The organism is Pantoea latae, assembly GCF_002077695.1.
Lineage (GTDB): Bacteria > Pseudomonadota > Gammaproteobacteria > Enterobacterales > Enterobacteriaceae > Pantoea > Pantoea latae.
Map to the genome: position 1 here is coordinate 18,485 of NZ_MWUE01000022.1, position 14,034 is coordinate 32,518.

General features: G+C 53.2%; 11 protein-coding genes, 1 tRNA gene and 2 pseudogenes. 10 read left to right on the forward strand and 4 right to left on the reverse strand.

Annotated elements, in window-relative coordinates:
* Positions 1-6: 6 nt before the first annotated feature.
* The 8 genes and pseudogenes from B2J69_RS14010 to B2J69_RS14045 form a co-directional block, all read left to right on the forward strand.
* Positions 7-483: pseudogene (locus tag B2J69_RS14010) on the forward strand (phage tail tube protein); the annotation flags it as partial.
* 47 nt (positions 484-530) lie between these two features.
* Positions 531-926: a phage minor tail protein domain-containing protein gene (locus B2J69_RS14015; protein WP_081140173.1), complete on the forward strand. Its 396-nt coding sequence runs from the start codon at positions 531-533 to the stop codon at positions 924-926.
* Between the two features lie 8 nt (positions 927-934).
* A complete protein-coding gene (locus B2J69_RS14020; protein WP_081140175.1) occupies positions 935-1,240 on the forward strand; it encodes a phage tail assembly protein T in 306 nt (101 codons plus the stop codon).
* Between the two features lie 118 nt (positions 1,241-1,358).
* Positions 1,359-3,662: pseudogene (locus tag B2J69_RS14025) on the forward strand (phage tail tape measure protein); the annotation flags it as partial.
* A 134-nt stretch (positions 3,663-3,796) separates the two neighbouring features.
* Positions 3,797-4,126 carry a phage tail protein gene (locus tag B2J69_RS14030; RefSeq protein WP_081140179.1) on the forward strand — a complete coding sequence of 110 codons (330 nt, stop codon included), beginning with the start codon at positions 3,797-3,799 and terminating at the stop codon, positions 4,124-4,126.
* Between the two features lie 10 nt (positions 4,127-4,136).
* Positions 4,137-4,838: a phage minor tail protein L gene (locus B2J69_RS14035; protein WP_081140181.1), complete on the forward strand. Its 702-nt coding sequence runs from the start codon at positions 4,137-4,139 to the stop codon at positions 4,836-4,838.
* Positions 4,835-5,194, forward strand: a complete 360-nt coding sequence (locus B2J69_RS14040) for a C40 family peptidase (protein WP_081140183.1) — start codon at positions 4,835-4,837, stop codon at positions 5,192-5,194. Before B2J69_RS14035 ends, B2J69_RS14040 begins: the two co-directional genes overlap by 4 nt.
* A complete protein-coding gene (locus B2J69_RS14045; protein ID WP_081140185.1) occupies positions 5,181-5,834 on the forward strand; it encodes a tail assembly protein in 654 nt (217 codons plus the stop codon). The genes B2J69_RS14040 and B2J69_RS14045 overlap by 14 nt, the downstream gene beginning before the upstream one ends.
* Before the next feature lie 152 nt (positions 5,835-5,986).
* On the opposite strand, the gene B2J69_RS14050 is transcribed toward B2J69_RS14045, so the two are convergent.
* On the reverse strand, positions 5,987-6,469 hold the full coding sequence (locus tag B2J69_RS14050) for a PIN domain-containing protein (RefSeq protein ID WP_236722734.1): 483 nt from the start codon (positions 6,467-6,469) through the stop codon (positions 5,987-5,989).
* Positions 6,470-6,525: 56 nt separating this feature from the next.
* Entirely contained in the window at positions 6,526-7,242 is a 717-nt protein-coding gene (locus B2J69_RS14055) for a hypothetical protein (protein ID WP_081140188.1), read from the reverse strand.
* Positions 7,243-7,626: 384 nt separating this feature from the next.
* Between B2J69_RS14055 and B2J69_RS14060 the strand changes: the two genes are divergently transcribed.
* Positions 7,627-11,043, forward strand: a complete 3,417-nt coding sequence (locus tag B2J69_RS14060) for a phage tail protein (RefSeq protein ID WP_081140189.1) — start codon at positions 7,627-7,629, stop codon at positions 11,041-11,043.
* A 207-nt stretch (positions 11,044-11,250) separates the two neighbouring features.
* Here the strand turns inward: B2J69_RS14060 and B2J69_RS14065 are convergent, their stop codons facing one another.
* Both B2J69_RS14065 and B2J69_RS14070 read right to left on the reverse strand, forming a co-directional pair.
* Positions 11,251-12,408 carry a tyrosine-type recombinase/integrase gene (locus tag B2J69_RS14065; protein WP_081140191.1) on the reverse strand — a complete coding sequence of 386 codons (1,158 nt, stop codon included), beginning with the start codon at positions 12,406-12,408 and terminating at the stop codon, positions 11,251-11,253.
* Positions 12,409-12,570: 162 nt separating this feature from the next.
* Positions 12,571-12,645, reverse strand: a tRNA-Arg gene (locus tag B2J69_RS14070).
* A 195-nt stretch (positions 12,646-12,840) separates the two neighbouring features.
* On the opposite strand from B2J69_RS14070, the gene B2J69_RS14075 reads away from it, so the two are divergent.
* Positions 12,841-14,010 carry a tyrosine-type recombinase/integrase gene (locus B2J69_RS14075; protein ID WP_081140193.1) on the forward strand — a complete coding sequence of 390 codons (1,170 nt, stop codon included), beginning with the start codon at positions 12,841-12,843 and terminating at the stop codon, positions 14,008-14,010.
* Positions 14,011-14,034 lie beyond the last annotated feature (24 nt).

Consider the following 14,034-nt stretch of genomic DNA (forward strand, 5'->3'; position numbering starts at 1 on the left):
GCCACTATGGCGACACCTAATCCTCTTGCATCAGTCAAAGGTGCAGGAACCACCTTACTGATTTTCACCGGCAGCGGCGATGCCACCGCTAAACCTCTGAACGATGACGGCTGGACACGGCTCGCCCAGATCCGGGAGCTGCAGCCTGGCGAAATCAGTGCGGAAAGTTACGACGACACCTGGCTGGACGATCCGGACGCCGACTGGAAAGCCACGGCGCAGGGCGAGAAATCGGCGGGAGAAGCCAGTATTACGCTTGCCTGGAAACCCGGCGAGCAGGGACAGAAAGATTTACTGAGCTGGTTTCACAGTGGGGAGGTTCGCTATTACAAGATTCGCTATCCGAACGGCACGGTTGATCTGTTCCGGGGCTGGGTCAGCAGCCTGGGCAAGACCATTCCGGCAAAAGAGGTCATCACGCGAACCATCAAGGTAACGAACAGCGGCCGTCCGGTTCTGGCTGAGGAAATTCCGCAGTCGCCTGCACCTGCGCCACATTCTGACAATAAGAATGATAAAGGAGGTCTCTGATGTTTCTGGAAAAAACCGTGTTTCATTACGGGCCTGAGCAAATGGAGTTATCTGAACTGACAGCGCTGCAGCGCGCCGAGTTTTTTGCGTTTATTGCCAGTTCTGACGTGGTTAAAGATAAGGCTCCCTCGGACGCAGCCCGGAACGCAGCACTGGTCAGGCTGAATACGGAGTCCAGTGCCTGGCTTGTTTCGCGTGCGCTCTGGAATTGTCATCGTGAGGCGGACGTTAACGATATTTATCAGGGGATCCTGGCCGACTGGCCCGAAAAGGCGCTGTGTGTGGCTGCGGAAAAGGTGATGGTTCTCAGCGATCTCAAGGGGGATGAAAAGCCGGCCGAGCCATCCGGCCCCGGGGAGGATGACCTGAAGGTAAAGCCGACGGACGAGAGCTGAAATTTATCATGTTTCTGGCCCATGAGTTTCGCCGTCCTGACTGGCGCCGGATGCTGAGCGAGATGACGTCTTCTGAACTCGCAGACTGGCAGCGTTATTTCGCCATTGTGCCGTTCAGCCATCGCCTGCTGGATGCTGAATTTGCGACGCTCAGCAGCACAATGGTGGCGCTCGCCACAGGCGAATGCGGGCTGACTGCAGAAGACTTCAGCCTGCTCAGTGGCTCAGGAACCGGTGACCTCATGACTGATGACATGCTGATGGCCGTGGCAGAGTCCATGGGAGGAGAACGCCATGTCCCAGCAGATCGCTGATCTTGTCGTAAATCTTGGGGCTGAGACTGCCCGGTTTCACGAGCAGATGGGCCGGGTCGAACGTCAGCTGAAAAACGCGGGGCAGCAGGCCGGGCGCGCTGCGCAGCAGGTTTCCTCCGTTTCGCGCGCTGAAGTGCAGGCCACGCAGGCAAAAGCCCGTTTTCTCAGCCAGCTCAAGGCACAGCTGGCCACACAACGGCTTTCACGTGAAGAGATGCTGAGAACGCGCGCGGCACAGCTGGGGCTGGGCGATGCGGCGGAAATCTATATCCGTAAGCTGGAGTCGGCCCGTCAGAAAACACACTCTCTGGGACTGGCGAGCGCGTCGGCGCGGCGCGAGCTGGGCGTGTTGTTTGGCGAAATGGCGCGGGGCAATTTTGGCGCACTTCGTGGCTCAGGCATTACGCTTGCGAATAATGCCGGATGGATAGAAAAGCTGATGACCCTGCGCGGTCTGAGCATAGCCGGGATGGTGGGCGGTATTGCCGCTGCTGTCTGGGGACTGGGGAAAGCCTGGTATCAGGGCAGTCAGGAAGCTGAGGCCTTTAACAGGAATCTTATCCTCACCGGCCACTATGCCGCCCGGACAACCTCAGCGCTACAGGCGATGAGCCGCTCTCTGACGGGCAACGGTATTACGCAGCATGAAGCGGCTTCTGTGCTGGCGGAAGTCACTGGCTCGGGTTTATTTAATGGGCAGCACCTCCGGCAGGTCGCTGACGTCGCGGCCCGTCTCAAAACTGTAACCGGTCAGGCTACCGAAGAAACTATCCGACAGTTTGCGCGGCTTCAGGACACGCCCGTCGCTGCCGTCCGGGAGCTGGATAAATCCCTGCACTTTCTGACGGCGACTGAACTGGAAAACATCACCCGCCTGGCAGAACAGGGGCGTGAAGCCGATGCGGCAGCTCTGGCTATGGATCGTTACGCTGAAACCCTGCGTCATCGCAGCGACGATGTGGCACAGCATCTGGGAACGCTGGAGAAAACCTGGAAATGGCTGGGGGAGACGGCGGCGGGTGCCTGGGATGCCATGCTGGGCATCGGCCGGGAACGGTCGCTGGAAGAGCAGATTGCTGCCCTGAGAGAGAAGTTAAACGCGGGTGGAAAGGCCCTGGGCAAAGCCTGGATACCTGTCACGCAGCAGGACAGGGACAGGCTTTCCCGGCTGGAAGAACAGAAGTTTCAACATGACCTGAAGGCCGCCCGCGATAAAGCAGATCAGGATGCGGAAATCCGTAAAAAGCGCCGTTTCGATGCTGACCAGACCCTGAAAAAACAGTACGAAACGGAAGAGGAAAAGCATCAGCGCGCGCTGTCAGTTATCCGCCATTCATGGGCATCCCGTGAGGTTAAAGAGGAGGCGATGCGCCGTGAAAAACAGCGCTATGACACGCTTGTCGCAGGCCGCCGAAAACGGCGGGACGCACATCAGCCGTCGGCGGCTGCCCTTGCAGGCGAAAAGGCGCAGGCTGACATGCTGGCGCTACAGGCCCGGCTTCACGCTCTGAAGACGCATCAGGAAGCAGGTATTGTCAGCCAGCAGCGTAAAGAGCTCTGGGCCTCCCAGGCGAAATTTCATGTTCTTGAGGAAGCCGCACAAAAACGCCAGCTGACCCATGAGGAAAAATCCCTGCTTGCCGGTAAAGCCAGCGTCCTGCTTCAGCAGGAAAAACTGGCCATGCTGGGGGATGAAGTTGCGCTTCAGGAACGCATGAATCAGCTTCAGGTGCAGGCTGGAAAATTTACGGAGCAGCAGCGCACGCGGCAGGCGGAAATTGCGGCGCTTGAACACGGCCTGTCGGCACGGGAGGCGCAGCAGCATGCCAGCGTTACCCGACTCAGCGCCACTTATGCAGAGGCGCCAGATGTACTTGCTGCAGTGTTAAAAGCACAGCAAAAAACCTGGCAGGCGGAAGAAAAGCTGCGGGCTGACTGGCTGGCGGGAGCAAAAAGCGCATGGGCTGAGTACCGTGATGCGGCGCTTGATGCCAACAGCCAGATAAAACAGGCTTCGTCCAGGGCGCTTGACGGGTTAAGCACACAGCTGAGTGCTCTTCTGACGGACGGTAAGGCAGGTTTTCGCGACTTTACCCGAAACGTTCTGAGCATGCTCACCCAGATCCTGGTGAAAATGACGCTGGTCAGGGGCGTGGATTTTTTCGCCGGACTGCTTAAGCAACATGCGTTGTCATTTCATGCGCAGGGCGGTGTTTTTCATTCTCAGGATCTTCATGCCTTCAGCGGAAGCGTGATCCGGACGCCTACGCTGTTTGCGTTTGCCCATGGTGCCGGCGTCATGGGAGAGGCCGGGCCGGAAGGTATCTTTCCACTACGTCGCGGTGCCGACGGTAAGCTGGGTGTGGTGGCCCGGATGACAGGAGCCGGCCTGAAATACGCACCCGTCTTTAATGTCACCATTCACAATGACGGCCGTAACGGGCAGCTCGGGCCGGAGGCCGCAAGAATGATGTATGAGCTGGGGCGTCAGGGCGCGAAAGATTTCTTCCTTCAGCAGCAGCGTGACGGCGGCATGATGAGCGGAGGCCGGGTCTGATGGAATCATTTAACTGGAAGATCCGGCCGGGTATGCGTGCCGAGCGAGAGCCACGTGTGCAGACAATCCGGTTTGGTGACGGGTATGAGCAGCGGCGCGCAGATGGCCTGAATGTTCTTCAGAGCCGCTACGCCATTATGCTGTCCGGACCTCACGCCACGATGCAGGCGGTGGAGAACTTCCTTATCCGGCACAGCGGTGTCAGAGCCTTTCTGTGGCAACCGCCGGGCCAGCCCGATCCTGCCGTCTTTGTCTGCCGACGCTGGTCGGCGGTGCGTCTGGCGAGGCGCACGGAAATAACCGGCGAATTTGAACAGGTCCCCGCCTGAGGTAACAGCGATGAACACCATTCCTTCTCAAATGCTGAGTGAACTGACCCGGACAGAGCCGTCTGCCCGTATTGACCTGTGGGAAGCGGATCTGACCGCAACAGGCGGTAAACGTTACTTCTTCTGCAATGAACAGAATGAACTCGGAAAAGCGGTTATCTGGCAGAAACGTCGCTACCGGCCTTATCCCGTCAGGATGGAAGAGTGTGGCATGAGTGGGCGAGGCCCGGCTGCGCGTCCGTCAGTTGTTGTCTCAAACCTGTATGGTATCGTGACCGGCCTGGCCGAGGCGCACCAGAGCCTGGTGGGTGCCGCTGTGATACGGCGAACGGTCTGTGCCCGGTTTCTGGACGCAGAGAATTTCAGGCGTGGTAATCCGGACGCCGATCCGCAGCAGGAAGTGGTCAGCCGTTATGTTATTGAACAGCTGGCGGAACTGACGTCACTGACGGCGAGATTTATTCTGGCCGTGCCGACAGAAACCGAAGGGTTACTCTGCCCGGGCCGCATCATGCTGTCTGACCTTTGCCCATGGGAATACCGCTCAGCAGACTGTGGGTACACCGGGCCGGCAATTGCAGACAGCAACGGACACCCCGTCAAGGATGCCGCTCAGGATCACTGTGGCAACTGTGCGGCAGGTTGCCGGCTTCGTCATAACACCAGGCGCTTCGGCGGGTTTCTCTCGCTGAATACGTACTCAGCAGAATGACGTACGCCTGTAGCGCAGCGACAATCGGGCGTCTCTCCGAAGATATCTTCGCCCACGCCCGGGCCTGTCATCCGCAGGAGTGCTGCGGTCTGGTCATCCTGACACCGGACGACTGTCAGTATCGGCCCTGCATTAACACTTCCCCTGAGCCACACCGGCATTTTCTGATCACCCCTGAAGATTACCTGAGTGCCTCTGCCGCCGGCACGATTATCGCGCTGGTTCACAGCCATCCTGATGGGCCACCTGAACTGAGCCCTGCGGATAAAGCCGCCATGAGACACAGCGCCTGCAGCTGGTGGCTGGTGTGCGGTGACAGCATTTATCGCTTTGGAGATGAAAATGAGCTCACCTGAATATTCATCTGAAAGGGCCCGGCCGGTTCGGGTGTGTCTGTACGGCAACCTCGGCAGGTCTGGCAGGCGCATTGATCTGCATGTGAGGACTGCGGCAGAAGCGCTGCATGCGCTGGTGATGCAGTCCGGTGAGTTCAGGCGTCAGTTCAGCGAAGGGCTTTATCAGGTGCGTATTGCCGGCAGCGATCTTGATACTGGCAACCTGCATGCCCGCCTGCATGAAAAGCTACCGTCCGGCGCAGTTGTCCATCTGGTTCCCCGGCTGCAGGGCGCTTCCCGGCGGGGCCTGCTTCAGTTGTTTGCAGGTGCCGCGCTCATCGCGGCGTCATTTATTCCGGGTCTGAATGCTTTTGCCTGGACGGTGGGCGCGACAACGCTTTCGCTGAGCGGGGCGGCTTTTTCGCTGGGGGCCAGCCTGATGCTGGGCGGAGCCGCTCAGCTGCTGGCTCCACGACCTGCGGGTGCAGATACCAGGGATAACAAAAGCACCTGGTTTTCAGGCACAGAAAACATGATGGCTCAGGGCGCGCCGGTACCAGTACTGTATGGAGAAATGCGGGTGGGGTCACGCGTAATTTCTCAGGAGATTTCCACCCGGGATATGAGCGGGGAAGGAAAGGTGATTATTATCGGATACTGACATTAAGAGAATAAATAAGCGTTTTTTTATTACATCATTATTAGTTAATTGACTGTATTTAATTATAAAATTTGAAAAACGAAGCATGATGCTATTGCTGATAACTGACAGGATTTAAAACTAGTCAAAGCAGGTAGCCCACTAAGGTGGGCTCAATGTACACTTTTATTTTCGATAGATTGACTGAAGTCCATTGTGCTTTGTATAGGAGCCGGTTCTATTGATGACAATGTGAATACAGGAATTTTGAGATGCTTACATCTCTCATGTACACCTTTATCATGAGTCCAGACTTCATCAACACCAATCGCAATGGCTATGGCAATGATTTGTCTATCAAATTTTATTTTGTTAGCCGTTCCCTCTGTGCTGATTTTTTTTAACTCCTGAAGTGTTGGTAATGACGCACATTCAATTGCAGCAAGCTCATCAAAAGGAGCAGTTTCAAAACAAGAAACAGATCTAATAATATTTAATCTTTCTTGTTGATGATTCTTATGTATGCCTACCAAATATTCAGCTAATACTGGGGTAGGCACAATTATCGTACCGTTTAAGCTTTCGATTCTGTCAAGCAAAGCTTCAGCTCTTCTTTTAACATCTTTAATTTGAGAACCTAAAACAGGATCGGACATTCTGTAATCATTTTCAATGTCTGACAGCAAAGGAACTAAAATATTGGTATCTAAAATTACTCGCAATTTATTACCCTCATCGTCTTGAGGAGAGAATCAGCATCTTCTTCTTCTGACCACTGGTCCCCAGGTGCTTGTTTAATAGAGCTGATTGCATCCCTGAGCGATGTCTTCTTTAGCAACGTAAAGGAAGCAATTTTCATTTTTTTTAACTCCCATTTACCCTCTCTTTTTTCCCAATTACTCTCTCCTTTTACTCTTATATTTTTGAAGAGATGTGAGCCTAAAGATGAAGCTAGTTCGGGAGTAGCCTCACACTTGAAGGTTTCCCCATTAGGGCCTTCAATTCGAACAGGAATAGAGTCATCTTTACCACCAACGCTATAAAGCCTCCCTTGGATCTCAGCAACTTTAGTTACATATAGGGGCATGTCTTTTTTTATCGTTGGGAAAGAAATGATAACAGTGTCGTTACGATCAAGCAGCTTTCCGACAAAACCATCCTGTTCAAGTAAATTTGTTAGCCTTTGGTACGAGGAGCCATTGTTCTGTGCAGCCAGAGTCGCTTTAGTAATTACAGCATTGTAAGAAATGTCATTATCAACCCATGCATTTAAATCGGCAGAGCCTTCGCTTACCGAATCAAAATGTACAGCCTCCACGGAACCATAAAAATCCGTAAGCGCAGCCATATACTTAACCAGCTTAGCCATAGGCAATTTGCTTGGGCTGGTACCGTCAAGTTTTAAAGTGAGAGCATTGGGTTTTTTCATTAATCTTTACACAACATCATAGGATCCTGTTTTCAGTATAACCCTAAACATCAGCCTTAAAGCTCATCATTCTTTGACATACAACTCTCAACTGAAAGCTGGGAGGTTAACCGGCCCTTCGACGATTACTCTTTAAGATTCATCCTAGCCTGGCTTTGCTCGCCCGCCCATCCTGATAGATGAACAGTACTTTTTTATCATGGCGAATAGGACGGTTTATGCTGACAGAAGAAGTGCCTGTCTAAGTGAACAAGCTGCACTATCAACTCTGTCTTGTTCGCAGTGAGCGCAGGCAGAGAGAATTGAACAAGAAACACTGACACCTTCTCCCCGAACACCATAACCCGCTTAACTGCGGTTTTTTTATTTGTACAGAGGAAAGCAATGCACATTTTTCATCACCATGCACAAACGCCGCATGACAAACCTGACAACCTTCGCTCCTCTCAGGTACTGAGCGTAATGGATGTTGTCAGCGAAGGCCCCGTTGCCGGTCTTGTTGACGGTTTAAAAAGCGTGCTGATTAACGGCACGCCTGTGCTTGGGCCGGACGGACAGGTGAACGTGCAGGGCGTCAGTATGCACTTTCATGCCGGAACGGCGGATCAGCCACCGCTGAGCGGATTTGAGGCATCAGCCCGGGAAAAGCTGATCAATGCTGACGTGACCGCGCAATATGCCGTCACGCGCACGGTGGATGGAAAGGAAACAGACCGGCTTCGCCTGACGCTGGGCGTTCGCCAGCTATTCTCGGTCAACAAAAAAGGCGAAACGCAGGATGCGTCAGTCACCCTGCGAATTCTTATCCGGCATCCTGCAGGCTGGAAAACGGAAAAAGACATTACCGTGAAGGGACGTACGCACGAGCCATTTGCGTTTTCGGTGATCCTTGAAGACCTGCCAGCTGCGCCGTTTGACGTTCGCGTAACGCGTATTACGCCTGACAGCACCGGTAACCGGCTGTTCAATAAGACCTTCTGGTCATCATATACAGAAATCACCGATGTCCGGCAATGCTATCTCCATACGGCCGTGACGGGCCTGAAAATTGACTCAGAGAAATCGGGCAATCAGCGAGCGGAGCGTAATTACCTGATGCGGGGGCGCCTGGTCAGGGTGCCGGCAAATTATGACCCGGTGACGCGCCGCTATGCCGGAGAACGCTGGAATGGCGAGTTCAAAGAAGCCTGGACGGACAACCCGGCCTGGTGCCTGTATGACCTGCTGATGCACCCACGCTATGGTCTGGGTCAACGAATGGGTATTGCAGATGCAGACAAGTGGGCACTGTATAACATTGCCCGCTACTGTGATGAAAAGGTCAGTGATGGCTATGGCGGGCTGGAGCCCCGCATCCGCTGCAACGCGTGGCTGACCCGCCAGCGGAAGGCGTTCGATGTGATCGGTGATTTCTGCAGCATGATGCGCTGTATGCCCGTATGGAGCGGCCAGCGTCTGACGTTTATTCAGGATGCGCCTTCAGATGTTGTCTGGACCTACACCCGTGCCAGCGTGGCCGGCGGCCAGTTCCACTACAGCTTCAGCGCGCTGAAGGATCGCCATAACGCGGTTGAAGTACGTTTCATCGACCCACACAACAACTGGCAGCCTTCCATAGAGCTGGTGGAAGATCGCGAGGCCATAAAGCGATACGGGCGCAATCTGCTGAAAGTCGATGCGTTTGGCTGTACCAGCCGGGGGCAGGCACACCGGACCGGCTTATGGATCATCCAGACCGAACTGCTGGAAACCCAGACCGTTGATTTTTGTGTGGGGGCAGAAGGGCTGCGTCATATCCCTGGTGATGTGTTCGAAATTTGCGACAACGATTATGCCGGGACCGCGACCGGTGGCCGGATCATTGCAGCAGAGCCTGAGAAAAAACTACTCAGGCTTGACCAGCCTGTGTCTCTTCCAGAAGAGGGACGTGCCACGCTGAATCTGATGAGTGAGACCGGGCAGCCTGTGACCGTCAGCGTGACCGGCCATCCTGAACCTGACTGTGTCGAAGTGGACAGCATGCCTGAAGGCATAACGTCATTCAGCGTCTGGGGGCTCAAACTGCCGGGTCTGCGGCAGCGCCTGTTTCGCTGCGTGGCCATACGTGAAAGCGAAAACGGCGGCTATGCCGTGACCGCACTGCAGCACTGCCCGGAGAAACAGGCGCGAGTGGACGAAGGCAGGCGCTTTTCAGAAAACCCGGCCAGCGGGCACGCAATGTTACCGCCCGCTGTCCGGCATCTTCATGTCAGCGTCAGCGCTTCATCCGGCCACATTCATGCCATTGCCCGATGGGAAGTTCTGCGGACCTCCGGCAGCGCACACTTTGATGTACGGGTCACTCGTGGCCATGATGCCACGGGATATCTGGTTTTCAGCCACACAACGGATCGGCCTGAATGTGCGTTCACTCTGCCAGAAAGGGGAAGCTATACGCTGAGCGTCAGTTCAGTCAATGAGGCCGGGCAGAAAAGCGAACCTGCCTCTGCCGGTATTACGGTTGCTGCACCTGAGGCTCCCGTATCCATTGACGTCACACCCGGCTATTTCCAGGTCACGCTGGTGCCACATCAGGCCGTTTATGATGCCACTGTACGTTATGAATTCTGGTATGCCGGAACCCGGCTCGCTGACGCGCAACAGGCCGAATCTCAGGCGCAGTATCTTGGAGAAGGACGCTGCTGGATAAAAGACGGCCTCATGCCGGGCAATGTTCACTACTTCTATATCCGCAGCGTAAACGCGCTCGGCAAATCTGCTTTTACCGAACAGGCCGCCAGGCCGAGCGATAAAGCGGAAGACTATCTGGCGTTTTATAAGGGGAAAATCAGCGACACACATCTTGGCCAGAGCTTACTGACAAAAATGGAGCAGCTGTCAGAGGGCGCCACAAAAATCGGGAAAATTGAAAAGAGCTGGAAAGACACGGAAGGGCGGCTGAATTCGCAATGGTCGGTCAGACTTGAGCAGATGAAAAATGGTCAGTACTGCATGGCTGGCTTTGGCATGGGGATTGAGGAAAAACCGGAGGGGATGCAGAGTCAGATCCTGATGGCAGCCGATCGTGTGGCGTTTGTGAACACGGAGAACGGAAACACCGTACCCGCACTGGTTATTGAGCATAATGATATCTACTTTCGTGAAGCACTTATTAAGCATCTGCGTGCGGTCAGTCTCATCAGCAGTGGATCACCTCCATCATTCAGCCTGACACCAGACGGCAGGCTGTCAGCAAAAAAAGCCGACATCAGCGGTACCTTACGGGCAACGTCGGGTGAGCTTGAGAACGTCACGATTAAAGACAGCTGCACCATTGAAGGTGTACTGGATGCAAAACAGATAACAGGTGACATTTATAATGTTCAGTCAGGTGGAGTGCGGTTACCCGAAGGCGCTTTCAGCTGGTCCGACAAAGAAGGAGAACATGTTCTGTTCAGAATTGCTGGCGAGTCATTTGACCGTATTCTGGATACAAATCTGACTCTGATGGCTCAGTGCCGTAGAAAACGGCAGCAGTTTAAGTTAATCATCCGGCATCATCATTATCAAAACGAAATATATAAAGATGTCCAGCTCGCTTACGCGGATACCGGTAATAAGGGACATGCCCCAGGCATGAGTTACAAAATAAACGGAATAAACCTGCCGGCGATCGGCCGGTCGCATGTGCACGAGTTGATTGTGTACGTAGGTAACAGTAAAAGGTTTGGCCGTGTCTGGTGCTATCTTCCCCCTGGCGAGGCACCAAAATTTACGGCCTATCGCGCAGGACGCTCATTTGTTACCAGCGGGGAAGTGTAATAACCATGCTGAGTAATAACGTTGAATATCCTGACATAGTGGCAGGTTGTTTATGCGAAGGGCTTCAAATCCAGTTCAGATAAAAGGCTGCCCCGGCAACAAGCACAACGGATGAAATAATATTGAGCGCAATAACAGTGCGAGGTGATACGTCCATTTCTGAAACTCCTTAGATGAAGATTCTAAGATTAGCACCTGTATGAAAATTTACTTCAGCTTGCCATCAAGCCAGTCTGCCCACCACTGCATCATTTCGCGCCGTTTTTCCAGATACTGAGCATGGTTGTAAATGCCGCGGATATTATTTGGATCAGCGTGCGCCAGCTGTCGCTCAATAGCATCCTTAGGCCACAAGTATTCATTCAATATGGTACTGAACTGATGACGGAACCCATGACCGCTCGCAATGCCACCGTAACCGATCAGGCGAATTACAGTCAGCACAGCACAGTCGCTTATTGGCTTCATCTTGTCATTGCGTCCCGCAAATACATAAGGTGATATGGACGTGATCGGTTTCAGGAATTTGAGCAACGCAATAACCTGATCAGACATCGGCACGACGTGCATCTTGCGGCTTTTCATCACTTCTGGCTCAATCGTGATGAGCCTGTTCTCGAAATCGACGTTTTTCCACTGCATGCTTCTGAGTTCTATAGTACGCATTGCGGTGTACTGAAGAACCTGAGTAGCGACGCGAGAAACAATACTTCCTGGATATGTTGCCAGAGCTGCATTAAAGGCTGGAATCTGGTCAGCAGGCAGGTACGGAAAATTTTTTTTCCGGTAAGTCTGCATGGCATCTGCGAGATCAGGTGCGGGATTGTATCTGGCTCGCCCTGTCACTACGGCATACCTGAATACCTCACCACACCGGCGACGAGCCTTGCTAGCACGCGAAAGAGCTCCACGCTCCTCAAACTGGCGCAGTACCGCAAGCAGCGTCATCGGTTCTATCTCTTCCAACTGCAACTTACCAATGTAAGGAAGGATATCATCCTTAAACATCTGCCTGACTTCAGCGGCATAGCGATCAGACCATGAGGCTCTTTTATACTTATACCACTCCTCAAAAATAGTACTGAAAGAGTCTGGCTCTTTGGTTTTTCGCAGCTTCTTCGTCGCCGGGTTTAAACCTGAAGCCAGGTCGCGCCTTAGCTCAAATGCGAGATTACGTGCATCGGCCAGACCTATCTCCGGGTACTTACCGATGGTATGCACCTTCTCTTTACCATAATACTGATAACGGATCTGCCAGACCTTTTTACCGGTTACCGGTACGTAAAGGTAAAGACCATTACCATCAGCAATCCGGTAAGGCTTGTCTTTGGGCTTTGCGGCGTTGATCTGTTTGATAGTAAGCATTGGGTAAAATCTGTACGGGTGAAATCTTTTTACCCAAAATTTACCCAGAGGCACATGTGGATGTCAACGAACCGGGACAACCGATAGCGGAGTGGATGTAGAGGGAAGAGGTTGCTTTGTATGGACTTTACGAACTTGTACGGAGAGTAGCGAACTGAACCATGGCGTCCCCTGCAGGAATCGAACCTGCAACTAGCCCTTAGGAGGGGCTCGTTATATCCATTTAACTAAGGGGACATCGTTTCGGCGAGTTCAACGATGTGCGAACTGGTTTCTATACTACCGGAAAACCTGAGTTTTTAACAACCCTTACATTTCACATCATCTTACTTTGTTTCGATGTAAACCATATGGAAATGGGTTCGTTCACTTGCCTTTGCGTACACTTTGAGTACAGAATGCGTCAGACCTATGTGTACAGGACATAAGACAGTGGCGCTCAGCGATACCAAACTCAGAAGCATTAACGGCAAACATTACAGCGGCCCCGCTGAAGTCACTGACGGGGATGGATTGAGCGCGCGCATTACACCTACTGGCACGATCTCTTTTCAGTTCCGGTTCCGCTGGAACGGTAAGCCTGTACGCCTCACGGTTGGCCGTTACCCTGGCACATCCCTCAAAGACGCGCGCGTCATTGTCGGCGAGATGCGCGGATTGTACACGAAGGGGATTCACCCTAAAACCTACTTTGCCAGCAGTAAGGGTGAGCTGACGCTGCAGGAGTGCCTTGACCAGTGGTGGGAGAAGTACGTAGAGGGGCTAAAACAGAACACGCGCATTCTGTACAAATCTGTCGTGTACAACACCATGTACACAGAATTTGAAGATATGCCTGTGGCCAACATTCCCGTCTCGCAGTGGGTACTCTTCTTCGATAAGCAGGAAAAGCTGAATAAGAAAAAGGCGCGGGTGCTTTTGCTACAGCTGCGGTCTGTCATCAACTGGTGCATTAGCCGGCAGCTGATCCCCTCATGTGAGCTGACAAAGCTTAGCGTCAAGAACATCGGGAAAAAGCCTGATGTGGGTGATCGCGTGCTGACTTACACCGAGCTGGCAAAAATCTGGCTGGCGCTTGAGAACAGCAAAATCGTCACATCAAACCGCATGCTTCATCAACTGCTGTTGCTTTGGGGAGCCAGGCTGTCAGAACTACGCCTGGCAACGGCGTCAGAGTTCAATATGGATGATCTGATTTGGACCACGCCGGCCGCTCATTCAAAGATGGGGAACGTTATCCGGCGCCCGATATTTGAACAGGTGAGGCCTTACATAGAGCAGCTCCTGGCCACAAAAAATAGCGTACTTTTTCCGGGGCAGGCGCTAGATAAGGCGATAGACAGATCGTCGTCGAACCTTTACATGAAGAAATTACGTAGCGGAATTGAAATACCCGAGTGGCGCACTCACGATTTCCGGCGCTCGCTTGTGACGAATTTATCCAGCGAAGGGGTTATGCCTCACGTTACGGAGAAGATGCTGGGGCATGAGCTGGGTGGGGTGATGGCGGTCTATAACAAGCACGACTGGTTAGAAGAGCAGCGTAAAGCATATGAGCTCTACGCCGATAAGATATTCTGGCATGTCAAACAGCTCGGTTAACTCCGCCTGACTCAATCCAGCGCT

Bases quoted from the DNA above. Each gene is read 5' to 3' on its own strand.
- B2J69_RS14015 (WP_081140173.1), top strand. From the start codon at position 531: ATGTTTCTGGAAAAAACCGTGTTTCATTACGGGCCTGAGCAAATGGAG.
- B2J69_RS14050 (WP_236722734.1), bottom strand. From the start codon at position 6,469: ATGTCCGATCCTGTTTTAGGTTCTCAAATTAAAGATGTTAAAAGAAGA.
- B2J69_RS14045 (WP_081140185.1), top strand. From the start codon at position 5,181: ATGAGCTCACCTGAATATTCATCTGAAAGGGCCCGGCCGGTTCGGGTG.
- B2J69_RS14020 (WP_081140175.1), top strand. From the start codon at position 935: ATGTTTCTGGCCCATGAGTTTCGCCGTCCTGACTGGCGCCGGATGCTG.
- B2J69_RS14055 (WP_081140188.1), bottom strand. From the start codon at position 7,242: ATGAAAAAACCCAATGCTCTCACTTTAAAACTTGACGGTACCAGCCCA.
- B2J69_RS14035 (WP_081140181.1), top strand. From the start codon at position 4,137: ATGAACACCATTCCTTCTCAAATGCTGAGTGAACTGACCCGGACAGAG.
- B2J69_RS14060 (WP_081140189.1), top strand. From the start codon at position 7,627: ATGCACATTTTTCATCACCATGCACAAACGCCGCATGACAAACCTGAC.
- B2J69_RS14065 (WP_081140191.1), bottom strand. From the start codon at position 12,408: ATGCTTACTATCAAACAGATCAACGCCGCAAAGCCCAAAGACAAGCCT.
- B2J69_RS14040 (WP_081140183.1), top strand. From the start codon at position 4,835: ATGACGTACGCCTGTAGCGCAGCGACAATCGGGCGTCTCTCCGAAGAT.
- B2J69_RS14030 (WP_081140179.1), top strand. From the start codon at position 3,797: ATGGAATCATTTAACTGGAAGATCCGGCCGGGTATGCGTGCCGAGCGA.